Source organism: Herbiconiux sp. UC225_62, assembly GCF_042694625.1.
GTDB lineage: Bacteria > Actinomycetota > Actinomycetes > Actinomycetales > Microbacteriaceae > Herbiconiux.
In genome coordinates, this window is the sequence record NZ_CP170551.1 from 2,498,361 (window position 1) to 2,521,146 (window position 22,786).

Genomic DNA, 22,786 nt, shown 5'->3' on the forward strand with positions numbered 1-22,786 from the left:
TGGTGCGGGGTCGCGTTAGGCTCGTTCTGTGTTCCTCGCCATCGATACCTCCGCCGGCACCTCGGTCGCCGTGGCCGACGGCGACATGGTGCTCGCGGAGCGCTCCACCGAAGACACCATGCGTCACGCCGAGGTGATCGGGGAGATGATCGCGGGGGTGCTCGACGACGCGGGGGTGCCGGCATCCCGCATCCACACCGTCGTCGCGGGCATGGGTCCGGGTCCTTTCACCGGCCTCCGCGTCGGTATCGCCGCCGCGCGGGCCTTCGCCTGGGGCATCGATCGTCCGGTGGTGTCGGTGGTGAGCCACGACGCCGTCGCGCTCGAGGAGTGGTCGGCCGGCGCCCGCGGGCCGCTCCTGGTGGTGACGGATGCCCGCCGCCGCGAGGTCTACTGGTCGAGCTACGACCTCGACGACGACGCCCCGGTGCGTTCGGACGGTCCGGCGCTCTGCAAGCCCGACGAGGTGCCGTATCCCGAATTCGAGCGCATCGACGCCACGCAGATCAGTGCCGGTGCGCTGGCCCGAGTGGCCCTGCTGCACCGCCAGAGCGGCATGGCGGAGGAGTACAGCGAGCCGCTCTACCTGCGATCGCCGGATGTCACGATGCCCGGTCCCCGGAAGCGGGTGACCCCGTGAGCTGGCAGTTGAGACGGGCGGGCGTCGCCGATCTCGACGCCATCATGGCGTTGGAGGAGGCCTCGTTCGAGAACGACGCCTGGTCGCGCGAGTCGATGCGGAGCGAGCTGGCGAACCGGCACTGCTACTACCTCGTCGGCATCGACGCGGAGGCGGGAACCGACATGGTCGAGGGCTACGCCGGACTGCTGTGCCCCGTGGGGTCGACGGATGCCGACATCCAGACCATCGCCGTCTCGGAGCGGTCGCGCGGGCGGGGGCTCGGGCGGCAGCTGATGGCGCGTCTGCTCGCCGAAGCCGCCACGCGGCGGGCGAAGGCCGTCTTCCTCGAGGTGCGCGCCGACAACCCGGTGGCGCACGGCCTCTATGTGTCTCTCGGATTCGCCGACATCGCCGTGCGGCCCGCCTACTACCAGCCCGACGGCGTCGACGCGATCGTGATGCGGGCCGACCTGCCCGCCCGCGGGCCGGCTCTGGCCGCCGGCGACGCGGGGTCAGACGGCGCCCGGGAAGGGAACGCGTCATGACCGGCGGCCCCGTGGTGCTCGGCATCGAGACCTCCTGCGACGAGACAGGGGTCGGCATCGTTCGCGGTTCGACGCTCCTGGCCAACGTGATCGCTTCGTCGATGGACGAGCACGCGCGCTACGGCGGCGTGGTGCCCGAGGTGGCGGCCCGCGCCCACCTCGAGGCGATGAACCCGACTCTGTCGGCGGCGCTCGCCGAAGCGGGCATCGGTCTCGACGACGTGGACGCGATCGCCGTCACCAGCGGGCCCGGGTTGGCCGGCGCCCTGATGGTGGGGGTGGGAGCTGCGAAGGCGCTCGCCGTGGCCACCGGCAAACCGCTCTACGCGGTCAATCACTTGGTGGGCCATGTCGGCGCGGACGTTCTGGCGGCCGAGTCGCTCGAGTACCCGACGATCGCCCTGCTGGTGTCGGGCGGCCACACCTCGCTGCTGCTCGTGCGCGACCTGGTCGACGACGTCGAGCTCCTCGGCGAGACCATCGACGACGCGGCCGGCGAGGCCTTCGACAAGGTGGCGCGCGTGCTGGGATTGCCTTACCCGGGCGGCCCGCAGATCGACCGGGCGGCCGTCGGGGGCGACCCCACCGCCATCCGCTTCCCCCGCGGATTGATGCAGGCGAAGGATCTCGAGAAGCACCGCTACGACTTCTCGTTCTCGGGCCTCAAGACCGCCGTGGCCCGCTGGGTGGAGCGCGCCGGAGATGCGGGGGAGGAGATCCCCGTGGCGGATGTCGCGGCGAGCTTCCGTGAGGCGGTGGTCGACGTGCTGCTCACCAAGGCGTTCCGCGCCTGCGCCGATCACGGCATCCCACGCCTGCTCCTGGGTGGAGGAGTGGTGGCGAACGCGCGGGTGCGCGAGGCGGCGGCCGAGCGAGCCGCGGCGCAGGGTGTGACCCTGCGCATCCCGCCGCTGTCGTTGTGCACCGACAACGGTGCGATGATCGCCGCGCTCGGAGCCCAGTTGATCGAGGCCGGTCACGCGCCGTCCGAGCTCGGCTTCGGCGCCGACTCGACGCTGCCGGTCACGCAGATCCAGGTGCGCTGAGCAGCCGGTCGGCCCCTCATCGGCCGCGAGTGTTACGCGCGTCATTGACACTTTCTCAGCGGTGCTGTCACGATAGGGCCGTCATCGTTTTCTCAGGACTATTGGAGCCCATCGTGACCGAACCCACGCCCGCCTACACCCCGGCACCCGTCGCCCAGAAGACGAACGTGCTCGCCATCGTCTCGCTGGTCACCTCGATCCTCAGCTTCAACATCATCGCCGTGATCCTGGGTTTCATCGCTCTGAGCCAGATCAAGAAGACCGGCGAGTCCGGTCGAGGCCTGGCCATCGCCGGCATCATCATCGGCGGAATCGGCGTCATCTTCTGGGTCGTCATCATCATCATCGCCGTCGCCGCGGCGGCGACCGGGGCGATCACCACCACTTACTAGAAGGGCGTTCCCCGTGAGCGACACGAACAACCCCACACCTGACCCGGAAGAACCCGCCGTCCCGCCGGTGACCCCGCCCGAGACCGCCGCGGCGCCACCGGCTCCGCCCGTACCCCCGGCCCCGGCAGCGCCACCGGCGGCACCCGCCTACACGCCGCCCCCCGCGCCGGGCTACCAGCAGCCGGCTCCCGGCTACCCGGCCCCGCCGGCGCCGGGCTATCAGCAGCCCCCTGTGGGCGGTTACCAGCAGCCGCCCGTCGGCGGCTATCAGCAGCCTCCGGCCGGCGGCTACCAGCAGCCCCCGACCGGCGGCTACCAGACCCCGCCGCCCGCTCCCGGGTACGCGCAGGCGCCGCCCCCCGGCTACCAGCCGCCTCCGGCCCAGCAGCCCTACTACGGCTACCAGGCTCCGGCCACGCCGCCGATGAACACCTTGGCGATCGTCACGATCATCCTTGCGTTCGTCTTCTCGGTCGCCGGGATCGTCACGGGGCACATCGCCCTGAAGCAGATCGACCGCACGGGGGAGTCGGGCCGCGGCCTGGCGAAGGCCGGGCTGATCATCTCCTACGTGTTCACCGGCCTGGCCGTGCTGTGGCTCATCGGCGTGATCGTCTTCTCGATCCTCGCGCTGGCCGCCGGCAGCAGCGCCGTCTACTCGAACTACTAGGAAGCAGGCGCGTCCGCGCAGGAGGCCGTCAGCGTCATCCGGCGACCCGATCGACCAGCAGCGCCTCGTGCGCCCCGCCGATCCGGGTCAGGATGAGGGTGGCGGCCTCCGGCCCTTTCAGCGCCAAGCGCGTGCGCAGCGTGGCCGGGTCGACGTCGATGCCGCGCTTCTTGATCTCGAGCATGCCGATGCGCCGTTCGCGGAGGGCCTTCTTCAACTGGGCCTCGCCGGCCGGCAGCCGTTCGCGCACGCGGAAAGCCGAGGCGAACGGCGTGGCGACGAGGTCATCGCCCGTGAGGTAGGCGATGTCGCGCGAGAGCATGCCCGCACCGATCCGTTCCGCGAGGGCGCCGATGAGCCGGGCCCGGATGACGGCGCCGTCAGGCTCGTAGAGGTACTCGCCGAGGGCGCGGGTCGACACATCCGGGCTGTCGGACTCGGCGGTCAATTCATTGGCGCCGGTGTCGTCGACCACGAGCGCGGCGCGTCGGATGCCCGGCCGCGCCAGTGCGCCGAACCAGAGCCCCATCTCCACCACCTGCCCGTCGACGGAGACCCACTGCGCCTCAGCGGCGGTCGGGATGAGGGAGCGGTCGAAGCCCGGACCGAGCTTGACGCCGGTGGGCAGGCGTTCGGCCAGCCCGAACGCGAAGTCGACCGAGGGGGAGTAGTCCTCGGGGCGGGTGAGGCGGCTGGTGTTCTTGGTGCCGCCGGTTCGCCGGGCGGGATCGAGGTAGACCGCGTCGATCCCGTCGAGTGGGAAGGTCTCCGCGTCGGCCAGCACGACTTCGGCCGAGGGGAATCCGGCGAGGTTATAGGTGGCGATGGCGGCGGTGACCTCGTCGCGGTCCACCGCGACCACGGAGAGATCGAGGGCGGCGAGGGCGAGCGCGTCGGCGCCGATGCCGCAGCCGAGGTCGGCGATCCGACCGCCGCCGGCCGTGCCGAGTCCGGCGTCGCGGAAGCGACCGGCGTGCAGCGCGGCCACCTTCAGCCGGGTCGCCTGCTCGAGGCCCGCGGGCGTGTACAGCAGCCGGTCGGCGAACGCGCCGAATTTCGCGCGCGCCTTCTCCCTCAGCCGGGACTGCGTCAGCACCGCCGCCACGAGCTCGGGCGGGTGCCCGGCCTTCCGCAGCGCGCTGACCTGCTTCACGGAGTCTCCCGCCGAGTACAGCGGCAACGAGTCGAGCAGCCGCAATCCTTCGGCGGTGAGCAGCACCGACAACTCAGCAGAATCCATCCCGCAACGCTAACGCACGGGTCCCCTCGTCCTAGCACTCACGTTGCGCGAGTGCCAGCACAGCCTCTAAACTCGGATTAGCACTCTCGGTGTGAGGGTGCTAACCCAGACGTTTTGTAACTGAGAAAGAAGAGGTCAACCGTGTCGGTCTCCATCAAGCCGCTCGAGGATCGCATCGTCATCAAGCAGGTCGAAGCTGAGCAGACCACTGCTTCCGGTCTCGTCATCCCTGACACCGCCAAGGAGAAGCCCCAGGAGGGCGAAGTCGTCGCCGTCGGCCCCGGCCGCATCGACGACAACGGCAACCGCGTTCCGCTCGACGTCGCAGTCGGCGACAAGGTCATCTACTCCAAGTACGGCGGAACCGAGGTCAAGTACGCGGGCGAGGACTTCCTCGTGCTCTCGGCTCGCGACGTGCTCGCAGTCGTCGTCCGCTAGTCGGGCGTCACGTCGAAAGAACCCGGGTGGCTTCGGCCGCCCGGGTTCTTCGCGTTCCCGGGGCGGCACCTGGCCGGGCCTCGAACCCACTGAAGAGTAGAGTGTCGCGGTGACACCGCCCTCGAACCTCACCATCGCGGGCACGGCGTCCGAGCGCTTCCGCAGCGGCCTGCTCTACGCCGTCGGCGCCTACGTGCTCTGGGGCATCTTCCCGCTCTACTTCCTCCTCATGCGCCCGGCCGGCGCATTCGAGATCGTGGCGTGGCGCATCCTGTTCTCCCTGGTGTTCTGCGCCGTGCTCCTCACCGCCACGCGCGCCTGGAAGCCGTTCCTCGCCATCGCGCGTCAGCCGAAGCTCCTGCTGCTGATGGGGCTCGCCGGTGCGCTGATCTACGTCAACTGGCAGACCTACATCCTCGGTACCCTGACCGATCAGGTGGTCGAGACCTCGTTGGGCTACTTCATCAACCCCATCGTCACGGTGCTGCTCGGCGTGATCGTGCTGCGCGAGCGGCTGCGACGGATGCAGTGGGTCGCGATCGCGGTGAGCGCGGTCGCCGTCGCGGTGCTGGCCGTCGGCTACGGCAGTCTGCCGTGGATCGCGTTGATCCTCGCCGGCTCCTTCGGTGCCTACGGGCTGGTGAAGAAGCACGTGGGTCCGCGAATCGACGCGGTGAGCGGGCTCACACTGGAGACGCTCTGGCTCACGCCGGTGGCCATCGTGCAGCTGATCGTGGTCGGGCAGCTCAGCGGCCTCGTCTTCGGCACGGTGAGCATCTGGCACACCCTGATCATGCTGGCCTCCGGAGCGGCCACGGCGATCCCCTTGCTCTTCTTCGCCTCGGCGACCCGCCGGCTGCCCCTGGTGTACGTGGGCTTCACCCAGTTCATCGCTCCCATCCTCCAATTCGCGATCGGCGTCTTCGTGCTCCACGAGCCGATGCCGCCGGAGCGCTGGTTCGGCTTCGGCATCGTCTGGCTCGCGCTGGGCATCCTGGTGGCCGACATGGTGCGCTCCGCTCGCGGCTCGCGTGCCGGGGGAGATCGACCCGAGAGCGCGGCGATAAGCTGATGCGAGCATGACTCACAGCCACCGCCGAGCCCGCGGCAGGGTCGCCCGCATCGCCACCCTGACCCTCGTCTGCGCGGTCGTGCCGATGGCGCTGGCAGGATGCTTCGGGTCGGCCCCGGCGGATCCGTCCTCGCCGCCGAGCCCGGTGGCATCGATGGCCCAGCCCATCCCCACGGGAGACGGCATCCTCACCATCGGCGCCCTGATTCCGCTCTCCGGCGCGAACGCGGCGCTCGGTGCTGCGGAACTCGCCGGCATCGAGCTCGCCGCGCGCGACATCGACGAGGCCGGCGGGATGCACCGGTCCTCGATCGTCGTGCTGCACGGCGACGCCGGAGACGGCGGCAGCACGCGCGCGAGCGACGCCGTGACGGTCTTCGCCGGGCGCGGCGTCGATGCGATCGTCGGGCCGAGCACCGCCGACGTGTTCGACGCGGTGGATGCCGCAGCCGCGACCGCCGGAATCCCCGCGATCTCGGCGGTGGCCGACCCGGTGTCGATCGACGAGGGCTTCGCGGCGCGGCTGCGCTCCTCCGATCCCACCCTGGCCGACACCCGATTCGGCGCCGAGAGCTATGACGCCACCGTGCTGATCGCCCTCGCCGCGCAGCTCGCGGGGGACGACGGACGTTCCTCCATCGCCGAGTTCTTGCCGGCCGTGACGAGCGGGGCCGCCGCCTGCTCCAGCTACGGGGAATGCCTGGCCTCCCTCAAGGCGCCGGGCGGCATCCGCTACACCGGTGTCACCGGTCAACTGACGACGGATGCGGGTGCGACGAGCGCGGGCGCGTTGCGTCTGATCGGCCTCCGCCGCTGAGAGCGCGCTCATGTCACCGCCAGGTAACGATTCGGCGGTGTTACAGGGCTGTAACACGAACGTATTGTTCCGGGGCCGAATGCCGAATAGCGTGAATCCACGGCTTTTTCTTCGAATTCGCCGAGAACTGCACACATTCACAAAAGGAGCACCATGAGCGTATTTGCGAAGGCCAAGGCCTCGCGCTCGAAGCCCCTGTCGATCGTTGCGGGCGTCGCCGCGTTCAGTGCCACGGCTCTGCTGCTGGCTTCCTGCGCGTCGACTCCTTCCACCGACGGCGGAGAGACCACTGCAGCAGCCGCACTGTGCGGGCCGGATGCGGCCACCGCCGCAGCCGACATCACTCCGGCCACGCCGGAAGCCGTCCAGAGCCGCGACACCAAGCTGAAGATCGGCTCCATCCTGCCGACCACCGGTAGCCTCGCGTTCCTCGGCCCGCCCGAGATCGCGGGTGTCGACCTCGCCGTCGCGGAGATCAACGCGTCCGCGCCGGGTGTTCTCGGCGGCAACGTCGAGGTCATCCACCGCGACTCCGGTGACACCACCACCGACATCGCGACCCAGTCGGCCACCGACCTGCTCAGCCAGGGTGTCTCGGGCATCGTCGGCGCCGCGTCGTCGGGTGTCTCGTTCACCTTCATCGACCAGGTCACCGGTGCTCAGGTCGTCCAGGTCTCGCCGGCGAACACCTCGCCCGACTTCACGACGTACGCCGACGGTGGCTACTACTTCCGCACGGCGCCGTCCGACGTGCTGCAGGGCCGCGTGCTCGGCAACCTGATGGTGGGTGACGGCGCGACCAACGTCGGCATCATCTACCTCAACGACGCCTACGGCTCGGGCCTGGAGGAGAACGTCTCCACCGCGATCGAGAACGCCGGCGGAACCGTCGTGGCCTCCGAGGCCTTCAACGAGGGTGACAGCCAGTTCAGCTCGCAGATCGACGCCGTTCTGGCCGAGGACCCCGACGCCATCGCGCTGATCGCCTTCGACCAGACCAAGGTCATCATCCCCGAGCTCGTGGGCACCAAGGGCTTCGACGGCAGCAAGGTCTACTTCGTCGACGGCAACCTGTCCAACTACGCCGAGGACTTCGATCCCGGAACGCTGAACTGCGCCAAGGGCACCCTCCCCGGTGTTCTCGCCGATGACGCGTTCAAGGCGAAGATGCTGGGCATCAACCCGGATCTGAACGACTTCAGCTACGGGGCCGAGTCCTACGACGCGGTCAACCTGATGGCCCTCGCGGCCGTCGCCGGTGGCGCGACCGATGGTCCGACCATCCAGAAGAACATGCAGGCGGTCTCCGAGGGCGGCACGAAGTGCACCTCGTTCGCGGAGTGCGCCGACCTGCTGGCTTCGGGAACGGACATCGACTACGACGGTATCTCCGGTCCGATCACCTTCGATGAGAACGGTGACCCGACCGAGGCCTACATCGGTATCTACCAGTACGGCAAGGACAACACCTACGCGCCGCTGAACGTCGAGTTCGGTTCGCTCGCGGAGTAGTCCTCCCCGACCAGGAAGGCCCGGCCCTCTTCGGAGGTGCCGGGCCTTTCGGCGTTCAGCGGCCCAGGACCCGCAAGGCTCGATACCATTCCCCGGGTTCTGCGAAGTCGAACGGCGCCACGATCTCGAACCGCGTCCCGACGATGACGTAGCCCGACACAACACCGGACGCATGGCGGAAGTTGCCCGCCTCGACCGGCACCCCCGCCACCTCGCCGCAGAACCGACGCAGCGGCCGGCCGGCACCGTCGGAGTACTGCAGTCCGGGGACGCTCGGGGTCGTCGCCCCGCGTTCGTAGACCAAACCGTTGCGGGCCGCCATGGCCGCGAGTCGGTATTCGCGGAGGCAGGTGCGGATGCTGGTCGCTCGGGCGCACAGAACGGCCCCCACGGCCGATCCTGCGGCCAGCAGGGAGCCGAGCAGCACGGCGCGCGGATTCGCCCCCCAGAACGCCAGGAGGGCCGTGGCGCTCCCGGAGGCCGCCATGAGCGCGGTGTAGCTCACACCGCCGAGACAGGGCCGAACACGCACCGGTGGGCCGGTCACGCGGCCCCGGCCACGCCGGTAGGCGCGCAGTTCGCTCGGCGACGGGCGCGCGGACAGGGGCTCGAGGTCGAGAACAGCGGAGAGCATGAGTGAGATTATCTCACTGAATGCTCTCTTGAGTGGTGCGGGGTTCTAGTGACCCTGGTCAGCGGCGAGCGTACCGAGGTAGAGCTCGATCACCTTCGGGTCTTTCATGAGCTCTCGACCGGTGCCGGTGTAGGCGTCGCGCCCCTGATCGAGCACGTAGGCGCGGTCGCAGATCTGCAGGCAGCGCCGGGCGTTCTGCTCCACCATGATGACGGAGACGCCCGCACGGTTGATCTGGTGCACGCGCATGAAGGTCTCGTCCTGGCGCACGGGGGACAGGCCCGCCGACGGCTCGTCGAGCAGCAGCACCGAGGGCTCCATCATCAACGCGCGACCCATCGCGACCATCTGCCGCTCACCGCCGGAGAGCGAGCCCGCGCGCTGCTTGCGTCGCTTGCCGAGCTCCGGGAAGAGGGTCGTCACGAAATCGAAGCGCTCCGCGAAGATCGACGGCTTCTGGAACAGGCCCATCTCGAGGTTCTCCTCGATCGTGAGGCTCGGGAAGACGTTGTTGTTCTGCGGCACCATGCCGACGCCCTTGGTCACGAGCTTGTTCGCCCGGAGACCCGTGATGTCCTCGCCCTTCAGGATCACGCGTCCGCTGCGGATCTTGATCTGGCCGAAGATCGCCTTGAGCACGGTCGACTTGCCCGCGCCGTTCGGGCCGATGATGCCGATCAACTCACCCGGGAACGCCTCGATGGTGCAGCCGTTCAGGATGTTCACGCCCGGCAGGTAGCCGCCGACGAGGTTGTCGGTGCGCAGCACCGCCTCGCCGCGGTCGGTGGGCGCCAGCGTGTGGGCGCGCGCGGGTTCCTCGGCGAGCGTGTTGGTCTCGAGGTTCTTCTCGTTGGGATCGACGTCGCTCATGCCTGCTTCTCCTCCGCTGCCGGCGGGGTCGGGTTCTCGATCCAGCCCGGGCTCTCGTCGACCTCCGGATGCGCCTCGCGGGCTTTCCGCTCCGCCTCCAGCACCGGGTTCGGGCCGTCCTCCATCAGGTCGCCCAGGTCTTCGTCGTGGTGCGCACCGAGGTAGGCGTCGATCACGGCGGGATCCTTCATGACGGACTCCGGCGGTCCCTCGGCCACGACGCGACCTTCGGCCATCACGACCACCCAGTCGGAGATGTGCGTGACCATGTGCATGTCGTGTTCGACGAAGAGCACGGTCGTGCCGTCGGACTTCAGGTTCTTGATGTGCCCGAGCAGCGACTGCGTGAGAGCGGGGTTCACCCCGGCCATCGGCTCGTCGAGCATGATCAGCTCGGGCTTGGACATCAGGGCGCGCGCCATCTCGAGGAGCTTCCGCTGCCCGCCGGAGAGCGACGCCGCGTAGTCCTCCCGCTTCGCGTCGAGCTTGAAGCGGGCGAGCAGGTCGTCGGCCCGCGCCGTGTTCTCCTCTTCCTGCTTGCGCCAGATCGGCTTGAAGAGCGAGGCGATGAGCTTCTCGCCCTTCTGACCCGTGGCGCCCAGCAGCATGTTCTGCAACACCGAGAGGCGACCGAGCGACTTGGTCAGCTGGAAGGTGCGCACCATCCCGGCGCGCGCCACCTTGAAGGCGGGCACGCCCGCGAGCGACTTGCCGTCGAACTCCCAGGTGCCGGTGTTCGGCTTGTCGAAGCCGGTGAGCAGGTTGAACATCGTGGTCTTGCCGGCGCCGTTCGGGCCGATCAGGGCCGTGATCTGGCCGCGCGGGATCTCGAGGTGGTCGACGTCGACGGCTTTGAGGCCGCCGAACTGGCGGGTCACGTGGTCGGCGACGACGATCGGGTCGACCTTCGCGCATCCGGGTCCCACTTCGCCTTTGACGAGCGGGTGGCTGGAGACGACGGCGGATTCTGAATTAGACACTGAAGGACAGCTCCTTCTTGTTTCCGAAAATACCTTGCGGTCTGAAGATGACGAGGAGCATCAGGGCGACACCCACGAGGATGAAGCGGATCTGTCCCGCCTGGGTGGTGGAGATGAAGCTCAGGGCGCCCGATTCGATGGCGCCGTAGAGGACACCCTGGGTGAGCGAGAGCACGACCCAGAAGATCATCGATCCCACGATGGGGCCGAAGATGGTGGCCGCACCGCCGAGGAGCATGATCGTCCAGATGAAGAAGGTGAGACCGGTGGTGTAGTTCGCCGGCTGCACCGCCCTCGGGAGGATGAAGACGATGCCGGCGATCGAGCCGAGACCACCGCCGAGGATGAGGGCCTGCATCTTGTAGGAGTAGACGTTCTTGCCGAGCGAACGCACGGCATCCTCGTCTTCACGGATGCCCTTTACCACGCGGCCCCAGGGGCTGCGCATGAGCAGCCACACCAGGAGGCTGGCGAGCACCACGAGCGACCAGCCGACGATCCGCACCCACCAGTCGTACTCGTTGTAGGTGAAGGGGCCGAAGCCGTAACGCCCCTCGGGGATCGGGTTGATCGCGGCGAAGGTCCCCTTGAAGCCGGAGAGGCCGTTGGCGGCGCCCGTGAAGTCGGTGAGCCCCGTCGTCGTGACGATGTAGCGCACGACCTCGGCCGCCGCGATCGTCACGATGGCCAGATAGTCGGCCCTCAGCCGCAGCGTCGGGATGCCGAGGATGAACGCGAAGATCACCGAGCAGGCGATCGCGCAGAGGATGGCGACGATGAGCGGTGCGCCCGCCAGAGTCGGGATCGCGAAAGCGTAGGCGCCGATCAGGAGGAAGGCCGCCTGACCGAAGTTCAGCAGGCCCGTGTAGCCGAAGTGGATGCCGAGGCCGATGGCCGCGAGCGCATAGGCCGCAGTCGTCGGGCTGATGATCTCGCCGACGGCATTGCCGAAGATGTTTCCCCAGTCCATGTGTCGCCTCCCTTAACCGATTCGTTCTTTGCGACCGAGGATGCCCTGCGGTCTCACCAGCAGGACGACGATGAGCACCACGAGGGCCGCCGCGTACTTCAGGTCGGCCGGGATGAAGAGCGTCGAGAGCTCCACGAACAGGCCCACCACGAGCGAGCCGACGAGCGCGCCGTAGGCCGATCCGAGACCGCCGAGGGTGACCGCGGCGAACATCAGGAGCAGGACTTGGAAGCCCATGTCCCACGACACCTGGCGGTACAGCGCCAGCATCACGCCGGCCAGAGCGGCCAGCGCGCCGGCGAGCACCCAGACGATGCGGATGATCCGGTCGACGTCGATTCCGGATGCGGCGGCGAGCGACGGGTTGTCGGACACCGCCCGGGTCGCCTTGCCGATGCGGGTGCGGGTGAGGAACAGGCCGACCAGCACCAGGACCACGACCGAGATGATCATGCTGAGGATCGATCCGGTGGTGATGCGCACCGGGCCGAGCACGACGGCATCCGAGAGCCCGACGCTCATGGTCTTGGTCTCGCCGCCGATGTAGAAGAGGTAGAGGTAGCGGAGGGCGATGGCGAGGCCGATGCTGACGATCATCGCCTGGACGAGCCTCACCCCTTTCCGCCTCAAGGGCCGCCAGAGCAACCAGTCCTGCACGTAGCCGAAGACGCCGCCGAGCACGAGGGCGATCAGCATGGCCACGAAGATGTTGATGCCGAGGAGCACCGCCACGATCCAGGCGACGATGGCACCGAAGGTCACCATCTCGCCGTGCGCGAAGTTGTTGAGGCCCGTGGTGCCGAAGATCAGCGTGATGCCGATGGCGGCGAGGGCGATGAGGAGGCCGAAGTTCAGACCCGCGGCGAAGCGTTGGAGGAACTGCTCGAAGAAGCCCGTGGTCTGTCGGGTGTCGACGCCGAGCGGGAACGAGCGGGTGATCGTGTTGGTCTGCCACTCCGTGGAGGAGACCTCCGCCGAACTCCGGTCGGGGTCGCGGAGGCTGACGCCTTCGGGCAGCGTGTCGGGGTCGAGGGTGACGGTGTAGTCGCCCTTGCCCGGCACGACGACCGACCAGCGGCCTGTGTCGTCGGTGGTCGCCGTCTCGGAGAAGCCGTCGCCCTCCACGGTGATCTCCGCGCCCTCGACGAGCGTGTCGCCATCCCGCAGGATGCCGCCGATCGAATACGTGTTGGTGAAATCACCGGGGGCCGTCGGCGTCGGCGTGGGCGCCGGCGTCTCGGTGGCGTTCGCGGAGAACGATGCCGAGCCGAGCACGATGCCGAGACACAGCGCGAGCGCTGCGACGATCATCGTGGTCAACCGGACACCGCGTCCGAGACGGATACCTGCGATCAAAAGACAGCACCTCCTGGAAGGAGATCGCCGGGTGCAGCGGCGGTCTCCGTGTCTATGGTCGTAGCGACATTGCTAGACCATACATTCGAATTGTGTCCACGGTGTTTCAACTGGCCATCTAATCCGACGTCCGTCATTTCTACACGGAATACCGCCCACTTCCTAACGGTTACGATTGGAACAAGCAATCGCGCGCGAGGGAGAACTATGGACCAGCCGGATCCGTTCGGTTTTGTCGGACTGACCTATGACGACGTGATGCTGCTGCCCGGCCATACCGACGTCATCCCGAGCGAGGCCGATACGACCTCGCGGCTGACCAAGCGCATCCAGGTGGCCACTCCGCTGCTCTCCGCGGCGATGGACACGGTGACGGAGTCGCGGATGGCCGTGGCCATGGCCCGCCAGGGCGGCCTCGGTGTACTGCACCGCAATCTCTCGATCATCGACCAGGCCGAGCAGGTCGACCGCGTGAAGCGGAGCGAGTCGGGCATGGTCACCGATCCGGTCACCACGACTCCGGACGCCACCGTGGCCGAGGTCGACGCCCTCTGCGGGCTCTACCGGGTCTCGGGTCTGCCGGTCGTCGACGGGCAGGGTGTGCTCGTGGGCATCGTCACCAACCGCGACATGCGCTTCGTCTCCCCGTTCGAGAAGTCGACCACCCTCGTGCGCGACGTGATGACGAAGATGCCGTTGATCACCGCCCGGGTCGGTGTCGATCCGGATGACGCGATCGCGATCTTCGCGCAGCACAAGATCGAGAAGCTCCCGATCGTCGACGACGCGGGCCGGCTCTCGGGTCTCATCACCGTGAAGGACTTCGACAAGAGCGAGAAGTACCCGAACGCCACGAAGGATGCGGCGGGGCGCCTGCGCGTCGGCGCCGCGATCGGCTTCTTCGGCGACGCCTGGCAGCGCGCGACCAACCTCCTCGACGCGGGGGTCGATGTGATCGTGGTCGACACCGCGAACGGCGACAGCGCAGGCGTACTCGACATCATCCGCCGGCTGAAGAGCGACTCCGCGTTCAAGGACGTCGACGTGATCGGCGGCAACGTGGCCACGCGTTCGGGCGCTCAGGCGCTCGTGGACGCGGGGGCCGACGCCATCAAGGTGGGCGTGGGGCCGGGCTCGATCTGCACGACTCGCGTCGTCGCCGGTGTCGGTGTGCCGCAGGTGACCGCGGTCTACGAAGCGTCGCTCGCCGCGCGCGAATCCGGGGTCCCGGTGATCGCCGACGGCGGCCTGCAGTACTCGGGCGACATCGCGAAGGCGCTCGTGGCCGGTGCCGACACCGTCATGCTCGGTTCGCTGCTCGCCGGCTGCGACGAGAGCCCCGGCGACCTCGTGTTCGTCAACGGCAAGCAGTTCAAGAACTACCGCGGCATGGGATCGCTCGGCGCCCTGCAGACGCGCGGCGAGAAGACCTCGTACTCGAAGGACCGCTACTTCCAGTCCGACGTCCCGTCCGACGACAAGCTGATCGCCGAGGGCATCGAGGGCCAGGTGCCCTACCGCGGACCGCTCGCGAACGTGGCGTACCAGCTGGCCGGGGGGCTGCGTCAGTCGATGTTCTACACCGGCGCGCGCACCATCCCGGAGCTCAAGGCCAAGGGCAAGTTCGTGCGCATCACCGCCGCCGGCCTCAAGGAATCGCACCCGCACGACGTGCAGATGGTCGTCGAGGCACCCAACTACCGCCGTTAGCCCGGCCGGCGCCGCGCTGGTCAGGTGCCGGGGACGGGGGTGGCTAGGCCTAGGAAGGCCACGATTTCGTGGCCGCCGGGGTTGGTGGGTTGGGGGTCGAGTTGCCAGTTGTTGGTGACCCAGACGTTGCCCGAGGGGTCGATGGCCACGCCTGTGCTGCGGTCGAGGCCGTCGAAGGAGTAACCGGTGTCTGCGGGGGAGATCGGGCTGCCGGTGCTCGAGCCCGGCGGGCAGGTCGAGGGGTCGGCGCCGCAGAAGGCGACCAGGCGTTGCCCGGAGAACTCGGCGACCCAGACGTTGCCGTCGCCGTCGGTGGCGATGCCCCAGGGTGTCGTGACTCCACCGCCCTGGAACGGGCCGAGGAGCTGCCTGGTGGCCTTGTCGACATAGGAGACGGAGCCCGTGGCCGGCGGGCCCGGCTCCGGCCGGTCGGGGCAGGGGAGGGTGATCGCGCCCGAGTTCGCGATCCAGACGTTGCCGGCGTCGTCCGCGGCGACGCCCATCGGGCGGTCGAGGCCTGAACCGGTGAACGGCGATCCCGAGATCGGTGTGCCGTCGTGGTCGAGGATGGCCAGGGTGCTGTTGGCGGTGCCCGCCACGAAGATGTTGCTGCCGTTGTCGACGATGCCGAAGGGCTGCTGGAGTCCGAGGCCGTCGAGGGTCTCGGCGCGATCGGGATCGGCATCCGGATAGACCGTGATCGTGCTGGTGTTGCAATTGGTGAACCAGACCGATCCGTCGTCGGCGAAGATCGTGCCCTGGGGCCAGTTCAGCGCGCCGGCCGTGATGCCGGCGTCGCCCGTGAGCGCGGTGCCGTCGGAGGTGAAGATCGAGACGCTGTCGTGCGGGGGCTGCTGGTCGGTGGGGCATTCGGGCGCGGGAGCGGCGAAGCCGTAGTTGCTCACCCACACGTTGCTCGTGGCTGGGTCGATCACCACGCCGAAGCCCGATCCGCTCAGCCCGCCGCCGCTGTAGGGCGACCCGTCGGTGAACTGACCGGTGGGGGAGAACTTGAAGAGCTCGTCGCTGGAGCACACCGGGTCTTTCGGGTCGGCGCCGTACTGGTAGTTGTTGTTGACCCAGAGGTTGCCCGCCTTGTCGATGGCGAAGTTGCCCGGGCCGTCGAGCGACTGGCCGTCACCGTCGAAGCGCAACGCGAGGGTCCAGGCATCCGGAGCCGCCGCGAGCCCCGGTTGGCTCGGCAGCGCGCCCTGCTGAGCGAGGTCGAAGAGGGGGATGACGGAGTCTGCCGGGTGCTTCGCGATCGCCGCGAAGGCACGGAACGTGTCGACGGGCTCCTCGCCTCCGGCGGGGGTCGCGGCATCCAGGAGCGTGGCGCAGGCGCCGTCGTCGCCCACGCAGGCCGCCAGCATCCCCACGAGCGACTGGAAGGCGGGGAGGGTGGAGGTCTCGGAGCCGTTCGGCGACGAGGAGATCACCTCGGCGAGTTCGCCCGTGCGCGGGTCGACCAGGTTTCCCGCCATGCCGGCGGAGTTCACCACACCGGGCGCCGTGCCGGCGATGCCGTCGGCGCTCACGAACTGCGCCATGGCGAAACCCGTGGCGACGGTGGTGCGCTCGTTAACGACGAGGCCGGCGAGGTTCTCCGGAGCCGACGGATCGGCCACGACGGCGGCCAGCACGCCCTTCTGTGCCGGCCCGTCGGGTGCGACGACGAGATAGACGACGGCGTCGTCAGCCACCTCGGCGTTCTCGAGGGGAACGGAGAACACGCCCCCGTCGGAGGTCTCGGCGCTGCCCAGCTTCGTCGGTCGCCGCCCGTCGTCCCCGGACTCGTAGGCCGTGACGCGCCAGGAGTGGGCCTGCGGATGCGGCGCCAGCGGCTGCACGACCCCGCTGACGGTCGCCTGCGGCGCAGCGGCGGAGCCGGTGGTGCAGGCGGCCAGACCCGCGGCGACGAGCGTGAGCACGACGCCCGGAACGACGACGGAACGGATCGGCCGATGGGCGCGCTGCAGTGCCAAGATCTCCCCCAATTTTCGAGACGATCCTATTGCCGGACCCGCCGGATAGGATGAGGCGTGATGGAAATTGAAATCGGCCGTGCCAAGCGCGGGCGTCGCGTCTACGCCTTCGACGACATCGCGGTGGTTCCATCGCGTCGCACGAGAGACCCGCAAGACGTCTCGGTGAACTGGTCCATCGACGCCTACCATTTCGACATCCCGGTGCTCGCCGCTCCCATGGACTCCGTCGTGTCACCGCGCACCGCGATCATGATCGGCCAGCTCGGCGGCCTCGGCGTGCTCGACCTCGAGGGCCTCTGGACGCGTTACGACGACCCCGAGCCGCTCCTCGAGGAGATCCGCACCCTGCCCGAGGCGAAGGCCATGCAGCGGATGCAGGAGATCTACGCCGAGCCGATCAAGCCCGAGCTCGTGACCGCACGGCTCGCCGAGATCCGGGCCTCCGGCGTCACCGTCGCCGGCGCCCTCTCGCCGCAGCGCACCCAGGAGCTCTACGAGACCGTGGTGGCCGCCGGGGTCGACCTCTTCGTCATCCGCGGCACCACCGTGTCGGCCGAGCACGTGTCGAAGACCGTCGAGCCGCTCAACCTCAAGAAGTTCATCTACGAGCTCGACGTGCCCGTGATCGTCGGCGGCGCCGCCACGTACACGGCGGCACTCCACCTCATGCGCACGGGCGCCGCCGGCGTGCTGGTCGGTTTCGGCGGAGGAGCCGCCTCCACCACGCGTGCCACGCTCGGCATCCACGCGCCCATGGCGACCGCTGTGGCCGACGTGGCCGGTGCTCGCCGCGACTACATGGACGAGTCGGGCGGCCGCTACGTGCACGTCATCGCCGACGGCGGTCTGGGCACCTCCGGCGACATCGTGAAGGCGATCGCGATGGGAGCGGATGCCGTGATGCTCGGCACCGCGCTCGCCCGCGCCGAGGATGCGCCCGGCGGCGGCTGGCACTGGGGCCCCGAGGCGTATCACTCGCAGCTTCCCCGCGGGAACCGGGTGCACGTGGGCCAGGTGGCGCCGCTCGAGCAGATCCTCTACGGCCCCTCGCCGGTGGCCGACGGCACCGCCAACGTGATCGGCGCGCTGCGCCGGTCGATGGCGACCACGGGATACTCCGACCTCAAGGAGTTCCAGCGCATCGAAGTGGTTGTGGCTCCCTACCGGGTTGATTAGCGTGTGAACTGACGGAGTCAGTTCCTGTCTCTGCGATGAAGGAGAGTCCCATGGCAACGAAGACCTCGGTTTCGCACTCGACGAAGATCGGCCCGGAGGAGCGCGCTGCGGCCATCGAGACCCTCAAGTCGAAAGAGCTGGACATCCTCGTCGTGGGCGGCGGAATCGTCGGCACCGGCAGCGCCCTGGATGCCGTCACGCGCGGTCTTCGGGTGGGTCTCGTGGAGGCGCGGGACTGGGCCTCCGGAACCTCGAGCCGTTCGTCGAAGCTCGTGCACGGCGGCATCCGCTATCTCGAGCAGCTCGACTTCCGGCTGGTGCGGGAAGCGCTGATCGAACGCGGCCTGCTGCTGCAGCGGATCGCGCCGCACCTCGTGAAGCCCGTTCGCTTCCTGTATCCGCTGCAGAAGCGCGTGATCGAGCGGGCCTACGTGGGAGCCGGGATGCTCCTCTACGACATCTTCTCCTACTCCGGCGGTCGTCCTCCCGGGGTTCCGCACCACCGGCACCTCTCCCGGCGACAGGTGCAGACCCTCATGCCGAGCCTCGCGAAGGACGCGCTGATCGGCGGCATCACGTACTACGACGCGCAGGTCGACGACGCGCGGTATGTCGCGAGCCTCGCCCGCACCGCCGCGTCGTACGGCGCCCACGTGGCCAGCCGGGTGCAGGTGGAAGGGTTCATCAAGGTCGGTGAGCGGGTCGTGGGCGTCAACGCGCACGACCTCGAGACCGGTGAGAAGTTCGAGATCCGCGCGAAGCAGGTGGTGAACGCCACGGGTGTCTGGACCGACGACACCCAGGCGATGGTGGGCGAGCGCGGCCAGTTCAAGGTGCGGGCGTCGAAGGGCATCCACCTCGTGGTGCCGCGCGACCGCTTCCAGGGCAAGTCGGGGCTGCTGCTGCGCACCGAGAAGAGCGTGCTCTTCGTGATCCCGTGGGGTCGGCACTGGCTGGTGGGCACCACCGACACCGACTGGCACCTCGACAAGGCGCATCCGGCCGCCACCGCCGCCGACATCGACTACCTGCTCGAACACGTGAACAAAGTGCTCGCCGTGCCGCTGACGCGGGAAGACGTGGAGGGTGTCTACGCGGGTCTGCGACCGCTGCTGGCCGGGGAGAGCGACCAGACGTCGAAGCTCTCTCGCGAGCACCTGGTGGCCCACTCGGTGCCCGGGCTCGTGGTGATCGCGGGCGGCAAGTGGACGACCTATCGCGTGATGGCGAAGGATGCCATCGACGCGGCGGTCTCGGCGCTCGACGGCAAGATCTCGCCTTCAGTGACGCAGGACATCGCGCTACTCGGCGCGGAGGGATACCAGGCGGCGTGGAACAAGCGCGCCAAGATCGCCCGCAAGTTCGGCGTCCACACGGTGCGGATCGAGCATCTCCTGAACCGTTACGGCACGCTGACCGACGAGCTCCTCGACCTCATCCTCGAGGATCCGACGCTGGCCGATCCGCTTCCCGGCGCCGACGACTACATCGGTGCCGAGGTCGTGTACGCGGCCTCGCACGAGAGCGCGCTGCACCTCGACGACGTGCTCGCCCGGCGCACGCGCATCTCGATCGAGGCCTGGGACCGCGGGGTCTCGGCCGCGCCGGTCGCCGCCGCGCTGATGGCGCGCGTGCTCGGATGGGACGACGACACGACCGAGCGCGAGGTGGCTTTCTACCTCGAGCGGGTGCGGGCCGAGCGGGCCAGCCAGGAGCAGCCCGACGACGAGTCCGCGGAGCGCGTGCGACTGCAGGCGCCCGACATCGTCGAGACGAACTGAGCCCGGCGGCGTTCTCCACAGAGCGGATGCGCCGCCCGTTCTCCACAGGCTGACGCCTGCCCGACCGGGGCCCGGCCGGGCAGGCCTAAAATGGATGTGTCGCAATCGCGACGACTTCTTGAGGAGACAGCACATGGTGGACGTTCGGCGAGTGAAGCTTCCCGGAGTGGGGGTGCTGCACACCTTCTACACTTCCGACGGGGGGAAGGTGGGCGTGATCGCCCACCGGTCCGGGCACAGCGACCTCATCACCTTCGCCGACGACGGAGACGGTCCGGATGTGACGAAGGTGTCCCTGCGGCTCTCCGAAGATGAGGCGCACACCCTCGCCGAACTCCTGGGCGGCACCCAGATCACCGAGTCGCTCACCGCGCTCGACCAGATCCCGGGCCTCAGCATCGACTGGTTCACGGTCGACTACGAAGACCACATCGCCGGGCAGCCGCTCGGCAGCCCCGCCGAGCGCGGCATCGCCGGACTCACCGTGGTCGCGGTCGTGCGCGGCGACTCCACGAACCCGGCCCCCGCCCCCGACTTCAAGGTCTTCCCCGGCGACACCCTCGTCGTCGCGGGCTCGCCCGAGAAGGTGGCCAAGGCGTTCAACTTCTTCCGGACCGGTGCGGCCAAAGCGAAGGTCGCGGTCGACGGTCCGCCCGGAATCTAGACGGCCGGACGCATGCACCTAGGCCCCGACCTCCTCGTCCTCGGCGTCCTCTTCGTCATCGCCTATGTCCTCGGGCGGCTGGGCAAGTCCATCGGGCTCCCGGCCATTCCGATCTACATGGTCGTGGGCCTCCTGGCCAGTCCGTACTTCGGCTGGTTCCCGATCAACTTCGTGCACGGCGACTACATCGAGTTGATCGCGGTCTTCGGGCTGATCCTCCTGCTCTTCAACCTCGGGCTGGAGTTCGATCAGGACGAGTTCTTCAGCAACGCCGGCAAGCTCATCATCTCCGGTGGCTCCTACATCGCCATCAACATGGTGGTGGGGTTCGCGTTCGGGTTCCTGGTGGGGTGGGGCACCCGTGAAGCGCTCGTCATCGCGGGAATCACCGCGACATCCTCGAGCGCCATCGTCACGAAACTGCTCATCGAGCTGAACCGCCTGGCCAACCGCGAGACGCCGATGATCCTGGGTGTCACCGTGGTCGAAGACGTCTTCATCGCCATCTACCTGGCGATCGTGTCCGTGGTGCTCTCGGGCGAGACCGAGATCTGGCCGGTGGTGGGGAAGCTCGTCATCTCGTTCGTCTTCCTGATCGTCATGTTCGCCGTGGCGCGCTGGGGCGGCCGGGTGGTGTCGCGCCTGTTCCGCACCAAGGACGACGAGCTGTTCACCATCCTGTTCTTCGGGCTCGCCATCATGTTCGGCGGTCTGGGCGAGATCCTCGGCGTGACGGATGCGATCGGCGCGTTCCTGATCGGGCTCGTGCTCGGCGCCACCCGCTACCGCAACCGCATCGAGCAGATCGCCATCCCGTTGCGCGACGTGTTCGGCGCCTTCTTCTTCCTCAACTTCGGATTGGGGCTCGACCCCACGAAGTTCCCGGAGGTCATCCTGCCGGTGGTGATCGCGGTGGTGATGACGATGGTGCTCAACATCATCGCCGGTCAGTTCGTGGCCTGGCTGAACGGGCTCGGGCCGCAGGCGGGTATCAACACGGCGGCCATCCTGCAGAACCGCGGCGAGTTCGCGCTCATCCTCGCGACCCTCGCGCTGGCCGCCGGGCTCGACTCGCGCATCCAGCCTTTCGCCGGACTCTACGTGCTTATCATGGCGATCATGGGACCGATCCTCGCCGTCAACTCCGAGAAGATCGGCGCCGTGGTGCTGCGCACCAAGAAGAAGCAGGCCGTGGCGAAGGCGCGTTCGGCCGAAGCGGCGGAGGCCATCGCGCTGATGGAGGGGGAGAGCCGCGGCGAACTCGACGAGATCCCCGCGGCCTACGGCGGCGGACCGGGCGCGACGGGGAGCGCGGGCGGCGCAGGTGTCGCGGCATCCGTCGTCGACGCCGACACCGGGCTCGACCTCGGAGACGAGGACGACCTGGCCGAGCCCGACCGCGCGAACGTCGACCGCCTGATCGAACAGGCGATGCAGCAGTCCGACGAGCAGAACCACCGAGCGAGAGACAGCGAGTATTGAGCATCTTCAGCGTCATGCGGCGGCCGCGCTGGATCGCGACCCTCGTGCTGGCCCTCGCGGTCGCGGCCGGTTTCGCCGCGCTCGGGCAATGGCAGCTCGATCGCGCCGTCTCGACCGGCACGGTCGTCAACGATCAGACGGAACAGGTCCGTCCACTCGGCGAGGTCGCCCAGCCGCAGGCTCCGGTGGTCGAGACGCAGGCCGCGCAGCGCGTCACCGTCGCCGGGCACTACGTGGCGAGCGGGTACGACGTGCTGGGCGATCGGCTCAACGACGGGTCAGCCGGTTTCTGGGTGATCGGGCAGTTCGCGGTCGACAGCCCGGCCGACACCTACCTCGCCGTGGCCCTCGGCTGGACGGCGGATGCCGACACGGCCCTCTCCACCGCGCGGGCCCTTGGCGCCGACGCCGGTGCGTCGGTGTCCGAAACGCTCGTCGGGCGCTACCTGCCCACCGAGGCCCCCGTGCTCTCCGACGACCAGAAGCCGCTCGTGGGGGTGGAGTCGCTCACCGGCGGTCCGCTTCAGACCACGATGTCGGTGTCCTCCCTCATCAACCGCTGGGCGGAGTTCGACCAGGCCGCCGACGTCTACGGCGGCTACGTCGTGACCGACGCCCCGCCGGCCGGCCTCGACACGATCTCCTCACCCGAACCGCAGCGGTCGGTGGAGCTCAACTGGCTCAACATCTTCTACGCCGCCGAGTGGGTGGTGTTCGCCGGCTTCGCCATCTACCTCTGGTACCGTTTGGTGCGCGACGCCTGGGAGCGCGAGCTGGAGGAAGCCGCAGATAACGCTCCGGATGCGCGGGTAGGCTAGTTT

General features: G+C 68.7%; 22 protein-coding genes. 15 read left to right on the forward strand and 7 right to left on the reverse strand.

From position 1 onward, the window contains the following. The first annotated feature begins 28 nt into the window (after nucleotides 1-28). The 5 genes from tsaB (at nucleotide 29) to ACFJGU_RS12205 (ending at nucleotide 3,275) form a co-directional block, all read left to right on the forward strand. Entirely contained in the window at nucleotides 29-640 is a 612-nt protein-coding gene (gene tsaB, locus ACFJGU_RS12185) for a tRNA (adenosine(37)-N6)-threonylcarbamoyltransferase complex dimerization subunit type 1 TsaB (protein WP_382303782.1), read from the forward strand. Further along, entirely contained in the window at nucleotides 637-1,167 is a 531-nt protein-coding gene (gene rimI / locus ACFJGU_RS12190; RefSeq protein WP_382303783.1) for a ribosomal protein S18-alanine N-acetyltransferase, read from the forward strand. The genes tsaB and rimI overlap by 4 nt, the downstream gene beginning before the upstream one ends. Further along, nucleotides 1,164-2,213: a tRNA (adenosine(37)-N6)-threonylcarbamoyltransferase complex transferase subunit TsaD gene (gene tsaD, locus ACFJGU_RS12195; protein WP_382303784.1), complete on the forward strand. Its 1,050-nt coding sequence runs from the start codon at nucleotides 1,164-1,166 to the stop codon at nucleotides 2,211-2,213. The genes rimI and tsaD overlap by 4 nt, the downstream gene beginning before the upstream one ends. A gap of 113 nt (nucleotides 2,214-2,326) precedes the next feature. After that, entirely contained in the window at nucleotides 2,327-2,605 is a 279-nt protein-coding gene (locus ACFJGU_RS12200) for a DUF4190 domain-containing protein (protein ID WP_382303785.1), read from the forward strand. Nucleotides 2,606-2,618: 13 nt separating this feature from the next. Continuing rightward, nucleotides 2,619-3,275, forward strand: coding sequence for a DUF4190 domain-containing protein (locus ACFJGU_RS12205; protein WP_382303786.1), 657 nt, complete (start codon nucleotides 2,619-2,621; stop codon nucleotides 3,273-3,275). A 34-nt stretch (nucleotides 3,276-3,309) separates the two neighbouring features. On the opposite strand, the gene ACFJGU_RS12210 is transcribed toward ACFJGU_RS12205, so the two are convergent. Beyond that, a complete protein-coding gene (locus ACFJGU_RS12210; protein WP_382303787.1) occupies nucleotides 3,310-4,515 on the reverse strand; it encodes a methyltransferase domain-containing protein in 1,206 nt (401 codons plus the stop codon). A gap of 141 nt (nucleotides 4,516-4,656) precedes the next feature. Between ACFJGU_RS12210 and groES the strand changes: the two genes are divergently transcribed. The 4 genes from groES to ACFJGU_RS12230 all read left to right on the forward strand — a co-directional run bounded on the left by groES (nucleotide 4,657) and on the right by ACFJGU_RS12230 (nucleotide 8,354). After that, on the forward strand, nucleotides 4,657-4,953 hold the full coding sequence (gene groES / locus ACFJGU_RS12215) for a co-chaperone GroES (protein ID WP_066041091.1): 297 nt from the start codon (nucleotides 4,657-4,659) through the stop codon (nucleotides 4,951-4,953). Nucleotides 4,954-5,062: 109 nt separating this feature from the next. Next, the gene (rarD, locus tag ACFJGU_RS12220; RefSeq protein WP_382303788.1) at nucleotides 5,063-6,025 is read left to right on the forward strand and encodes an EamA family transporter RarD; all 963 of its coding nucleotides are present in this window, start codon (nucleotides 5,063-5,065) and stop codon (nucleotides 6,023-6,025) included. Between the two features lie 7 nt (nucleotides 6,026-6,032). Then, entirely contained in the window at nucleotides 6,033-6,842 is an 810-nt protein-coding gene (locus tag ACFJGU_RS12225; protein WP_382303789.1) for an ABC transporter substrate-binding protein, read from the forward strand. 153 nt (nucleotides 6,843-6,995) lie between these two features. Further along, the gene (locus ACFJGU_RS12230; RefSeq protein WP_382303790.1) at nucleotides 6,996-8,354 is read left to right on the forward strand and encodes an ABC transporter substrate-binding protein; all 1,359 of its coding nucleotides are present in this window, start codon (nucleotides 6,996-6,998) and stop codon (nucleotides 8,352-8,354) included. A 55-nt stretch (nucleotides 8,355-8,409) separates the two neighbouring features. Here the strand turns inward: ACFJGU_RS12230 and ACFJGU_RS12235 are convergent, their stop codons facing one another. Genes ACFJGU_RS12235 through ACFJGU_RS12255 form a run of 5 tightly spaced genes read right to left on the reverse strand, consistent with a single transcriptional unit; the run spans nucleotide 8,410 to nucleotide 13,119 of the window. Beyond that, nucleotides 8,410-8,988 (reverse strand): hypothetical protein, encoded by a 579-nt coding sequence (locus tag ACFJGU_RS12235; protein WP_382303791.1) that lies wholly within the window; start codon nucleotides 8,986-8,988, stop codon nucleotides 8,410-8,412. 45 nt (nucleotides 8,989-9,033) lie between these two features. Then, entirely contained in the window at nucleotides 9,034-9,858 is an 825-nt protein-coding gene (locus ACFJGU_RS12240; RefSeq protein WP_382303792.1) for an ABC transporter ATP-binding protein, read from the reverse strand. Next, nucleotides 9,855-10,838 carry an ABC transporter ATP-binding protein gene (locus ACFJGU_RS12245; protein WP_382303793.1) on the reverse strand — a complete coding sequence of 328 codons (984 nt, stop codon included), beginning with the start codon at nucleotides 10,836-10,838 and terminating at the stop codon, nucleotides 9,855-9,857. The genes ACFJGU_RS12240 and ACFJGU_RS12245 overlap by 4 nt, the downstream gene beginning before the upstream one ends. Then, entirely contained in the window at nucleotides 10,831-11,808 is a 978-nt protein-coding gene (locus ACFJGU_RS12250; protein ID WP_382303794.1) for a branched-chain amino acid ABC transporter permease, read from the reverse strand. Before ACFJGU_RS12250 ends, ACFJGU_RS12245 begins: the two co-directional genes overlap by 8 nt. 12 nt (nucleotides 11,809-11,820) lie before the next feature. After that, nucleotides 11,821-13,119 carry a branched-chain amino acid ABC transporter permease gene (locus tag ACFJGU_RS12255; RefSeq protein WP_382310348.1) on the reverse strand — a complete coding sequence of 433 codons (1,299 nt, stop codon included), beginning with the start codon at nucleotides 13,117-13,119 and terminating at the stop codon, nucleotides 11,821-11,823. 252 nt (nucleotides 13,120-13,371) lie between these two features. Between ACFJGU_RS12255 and guaB the strand changes: the two genes are divergently transcribed. Beyond that, on the forward strand, nucleotides 13,372-14,874 hold the full coding sequence (guaB, locus tag ACFJGU_RS12260) for an IMP dehydrogenase (RefSeq protein ID WP_382303795.1): 1,503 nt from the start codon (nucleotides 13,372-13,374) through the stop codon (nucleotides 14,872-14,874). Between the two features lie 20 nt (nucleotides 14,875-14,894). On the opposite strand, the gene ACFJGU_RS12265 is transcribed toward guaB, so the two are convergent. Then, on the reverse strand, nucleotides 14,895-16,859 hold the full coding sequence (locus ACFJGU_RS12265; protein WP_382303796.1) for an NHL repeat-containing protein: 1,965 nt from the start codon (nucleotides 16,857-16,859) through the stop codon (nucleotides 14,895-14,897). Nucleotides 16,860-16,919: 60 nt separating this feature from the next. Here ACFJGU_RS12265 and ACFJGU_RS12270 point away from each other — a divergent pair, with 60 nt between their 5' ends. The 5 genes from ACFJGU_RS12270 to ACFJGU_RS12290 all read left to right on the forward strand — a co-directional run bounded on the left by ACFJGU_RS12270 (nucleotide 16,920) and on the right by ACFJGU_RS12290 (nucleotide 22,783). Continuing rightward, entirely contained in the window at nucleotides 16,920-18,038 is a 1,119-nt protein-coding gene (locus ACFJGU_RS12270) for a GuaB3 family IMP dehydrogenase-related protein (RefSeq protein WP_382310350.1), read from the forward strand. A gap of 50 nt (nucleotides 18,039-18,088) precedes the next feature. Next, nucleotides 18,089-19,819, forward strand: coding sequence for a glycerol-3-phosphate dehydrogenase/oxidase (locus tag ACFJGU_RS12275; protein WP_382303797.1), 1,731 nt, complete (start codon nucleotides 18,089-18,091; stop codon nucleotides 19,817-19,819). Between the two features lie 133 nt (nucleotides 19,820-19,952). After that, on the forward strand, nucleotides 19,953-20,483 hold the full coding sequence (locus ACFJGU_RS12280) for a cation:proton antiporter regulatory subunit (RefSeq protein ID WP_382303798.1): 531 nt from the start codon (nucleotides 19,953-19,955) through the stop codon (nucleotides 20,481-20,483). A gap of 12 nt (nucleotides 20,484-20,495) precedes the next feature. Then, nucleotides 20,496-21,965, forward strand: a complete 1,470-nt coding sequence (locus ACFJGU_RS12285; RefSeq protein WP_382303799.1) for a cation:proton antiporter — start codon at nucleotides 20,496-20,498, stop codon at nucleotides 21,963-21,965. Further along, the gene (locus ACFJGU_RS12290) at nucleotides 21,962-22,783 is read left to right on the forward strand and encodes an SURF1 family cytochrome oxidase biogenesis protein (RefSeq protein WP_382303800.1); all 822 of its coding nucleotides are present in this window, start codon (nucleotides 21,962-21,964) and stop codon (nucleotides 22,781-22,783) included. Before ACFJGU_RS12285 ends, ACFJGU_RS12290 begins: the two co-directional genes overlap by 4 nt. Nucleotides 22,784-22,786 lie beyond the last annotated feature (3 nt).

Excerpts from the sequence above, each read along its gene's own strand:
- tsaD (WP_382303784.1), top strand. The coding sequence starts at position 1,164 with ATGACCGGCGGCCCCGTGGTGCTCGGCATCGAGACCTCCTGCGACGAG.
- ACFJGU_RS12210 (WP_382303787.1), bottom strand. The coding sequence starts at position 4,515 with ATGGATTCTGCTGAGTTGTCGGTGCTGCTCACCGCCGAAGGATTGCGG.
- ACFJGU_RS12225 (WP_382303789.1), top strand. The coding sequence starts at position 6,033 with ATGACTCACAGCCACCGCCGAGCCCGCGGCAGGGTCGCCCGCATCGCC.
- ACFJGU_RS12230 (WP_382303790.1), top strand. The coding sequence starts at position 6,996 with ATGAGCGTATTTGCGAAGGCCAAGGCCTCGCGCTCGAAGCCCCTGTCG.
- ACFJGU_RS12235 (WP_382303791.1), bottom strand. The coding sequence starts at position 8,988 with ATGCTCTCCGCTGTTCTCGACCTCGAGCCCCTGTCCGCGCGCCCGTCG.
- ACFJGU_RS12240 (WP_382303792.1), bottom strand. The coding sequence starts at position 9,858 with ATGAGCGACGTCGATCCCAACGAGAAGAACCTCGAGACCAACACGCTC.
- ACFJGU_RS12250 (WP_382303794.1), bottom strand. The coding sequence starts at position 11,808 with ATGGACTGGGGAAACATCTTCGGCAATGCCGTCGGCGAGATCATCAGC.
- ACFJGU_RS12255 (WP_382310348.1), bottom strand. The coding sequence starts at position 13,119 with ATGATCGTCGCAGCGCTCGCGCTGTGTCTCGGCATCGTGCTCGGCTCG.
- guaB (WP_382303795.1), top strand. The coding sequence starts at position 13,372 with ATGGACCAGCCGGATCCGTTCGGTTTTGTCGGACTGACCTATGACGAC.
- ACFJGU_RS12270 (WP_382310350.1), top strand. The coding sequence starts at position 16,920 with ATGGAAATTGAAATCGGCCGTGCCAAGCGCGGGCGTCGCGTCTACGCC.
- ACFJGU_RS12275 (WP_382303797.1), top strand. The coding sequence starts at position 18,089 with ATGGCAACGAAGACCTCGGTTTCGCACTCGACGAAGATCGGCCCGGAG.
- ACFJGU_RS12280 (WP_382303798.1), top strand. The coding sequence starts at position 19,953 with ATGGTGGACGTTCGGCGAGTGAAGCTTCCCGGAGTGGGGGTGCTGCAC.
- ACFJGU_RS12285 (WP_382303799.1), top strand. The coding sequence starts at position 20,496 with ATGCACCTAGGCCCCGACCTCCTCGTCCTCGGCGTCCTCTTCGTCATC.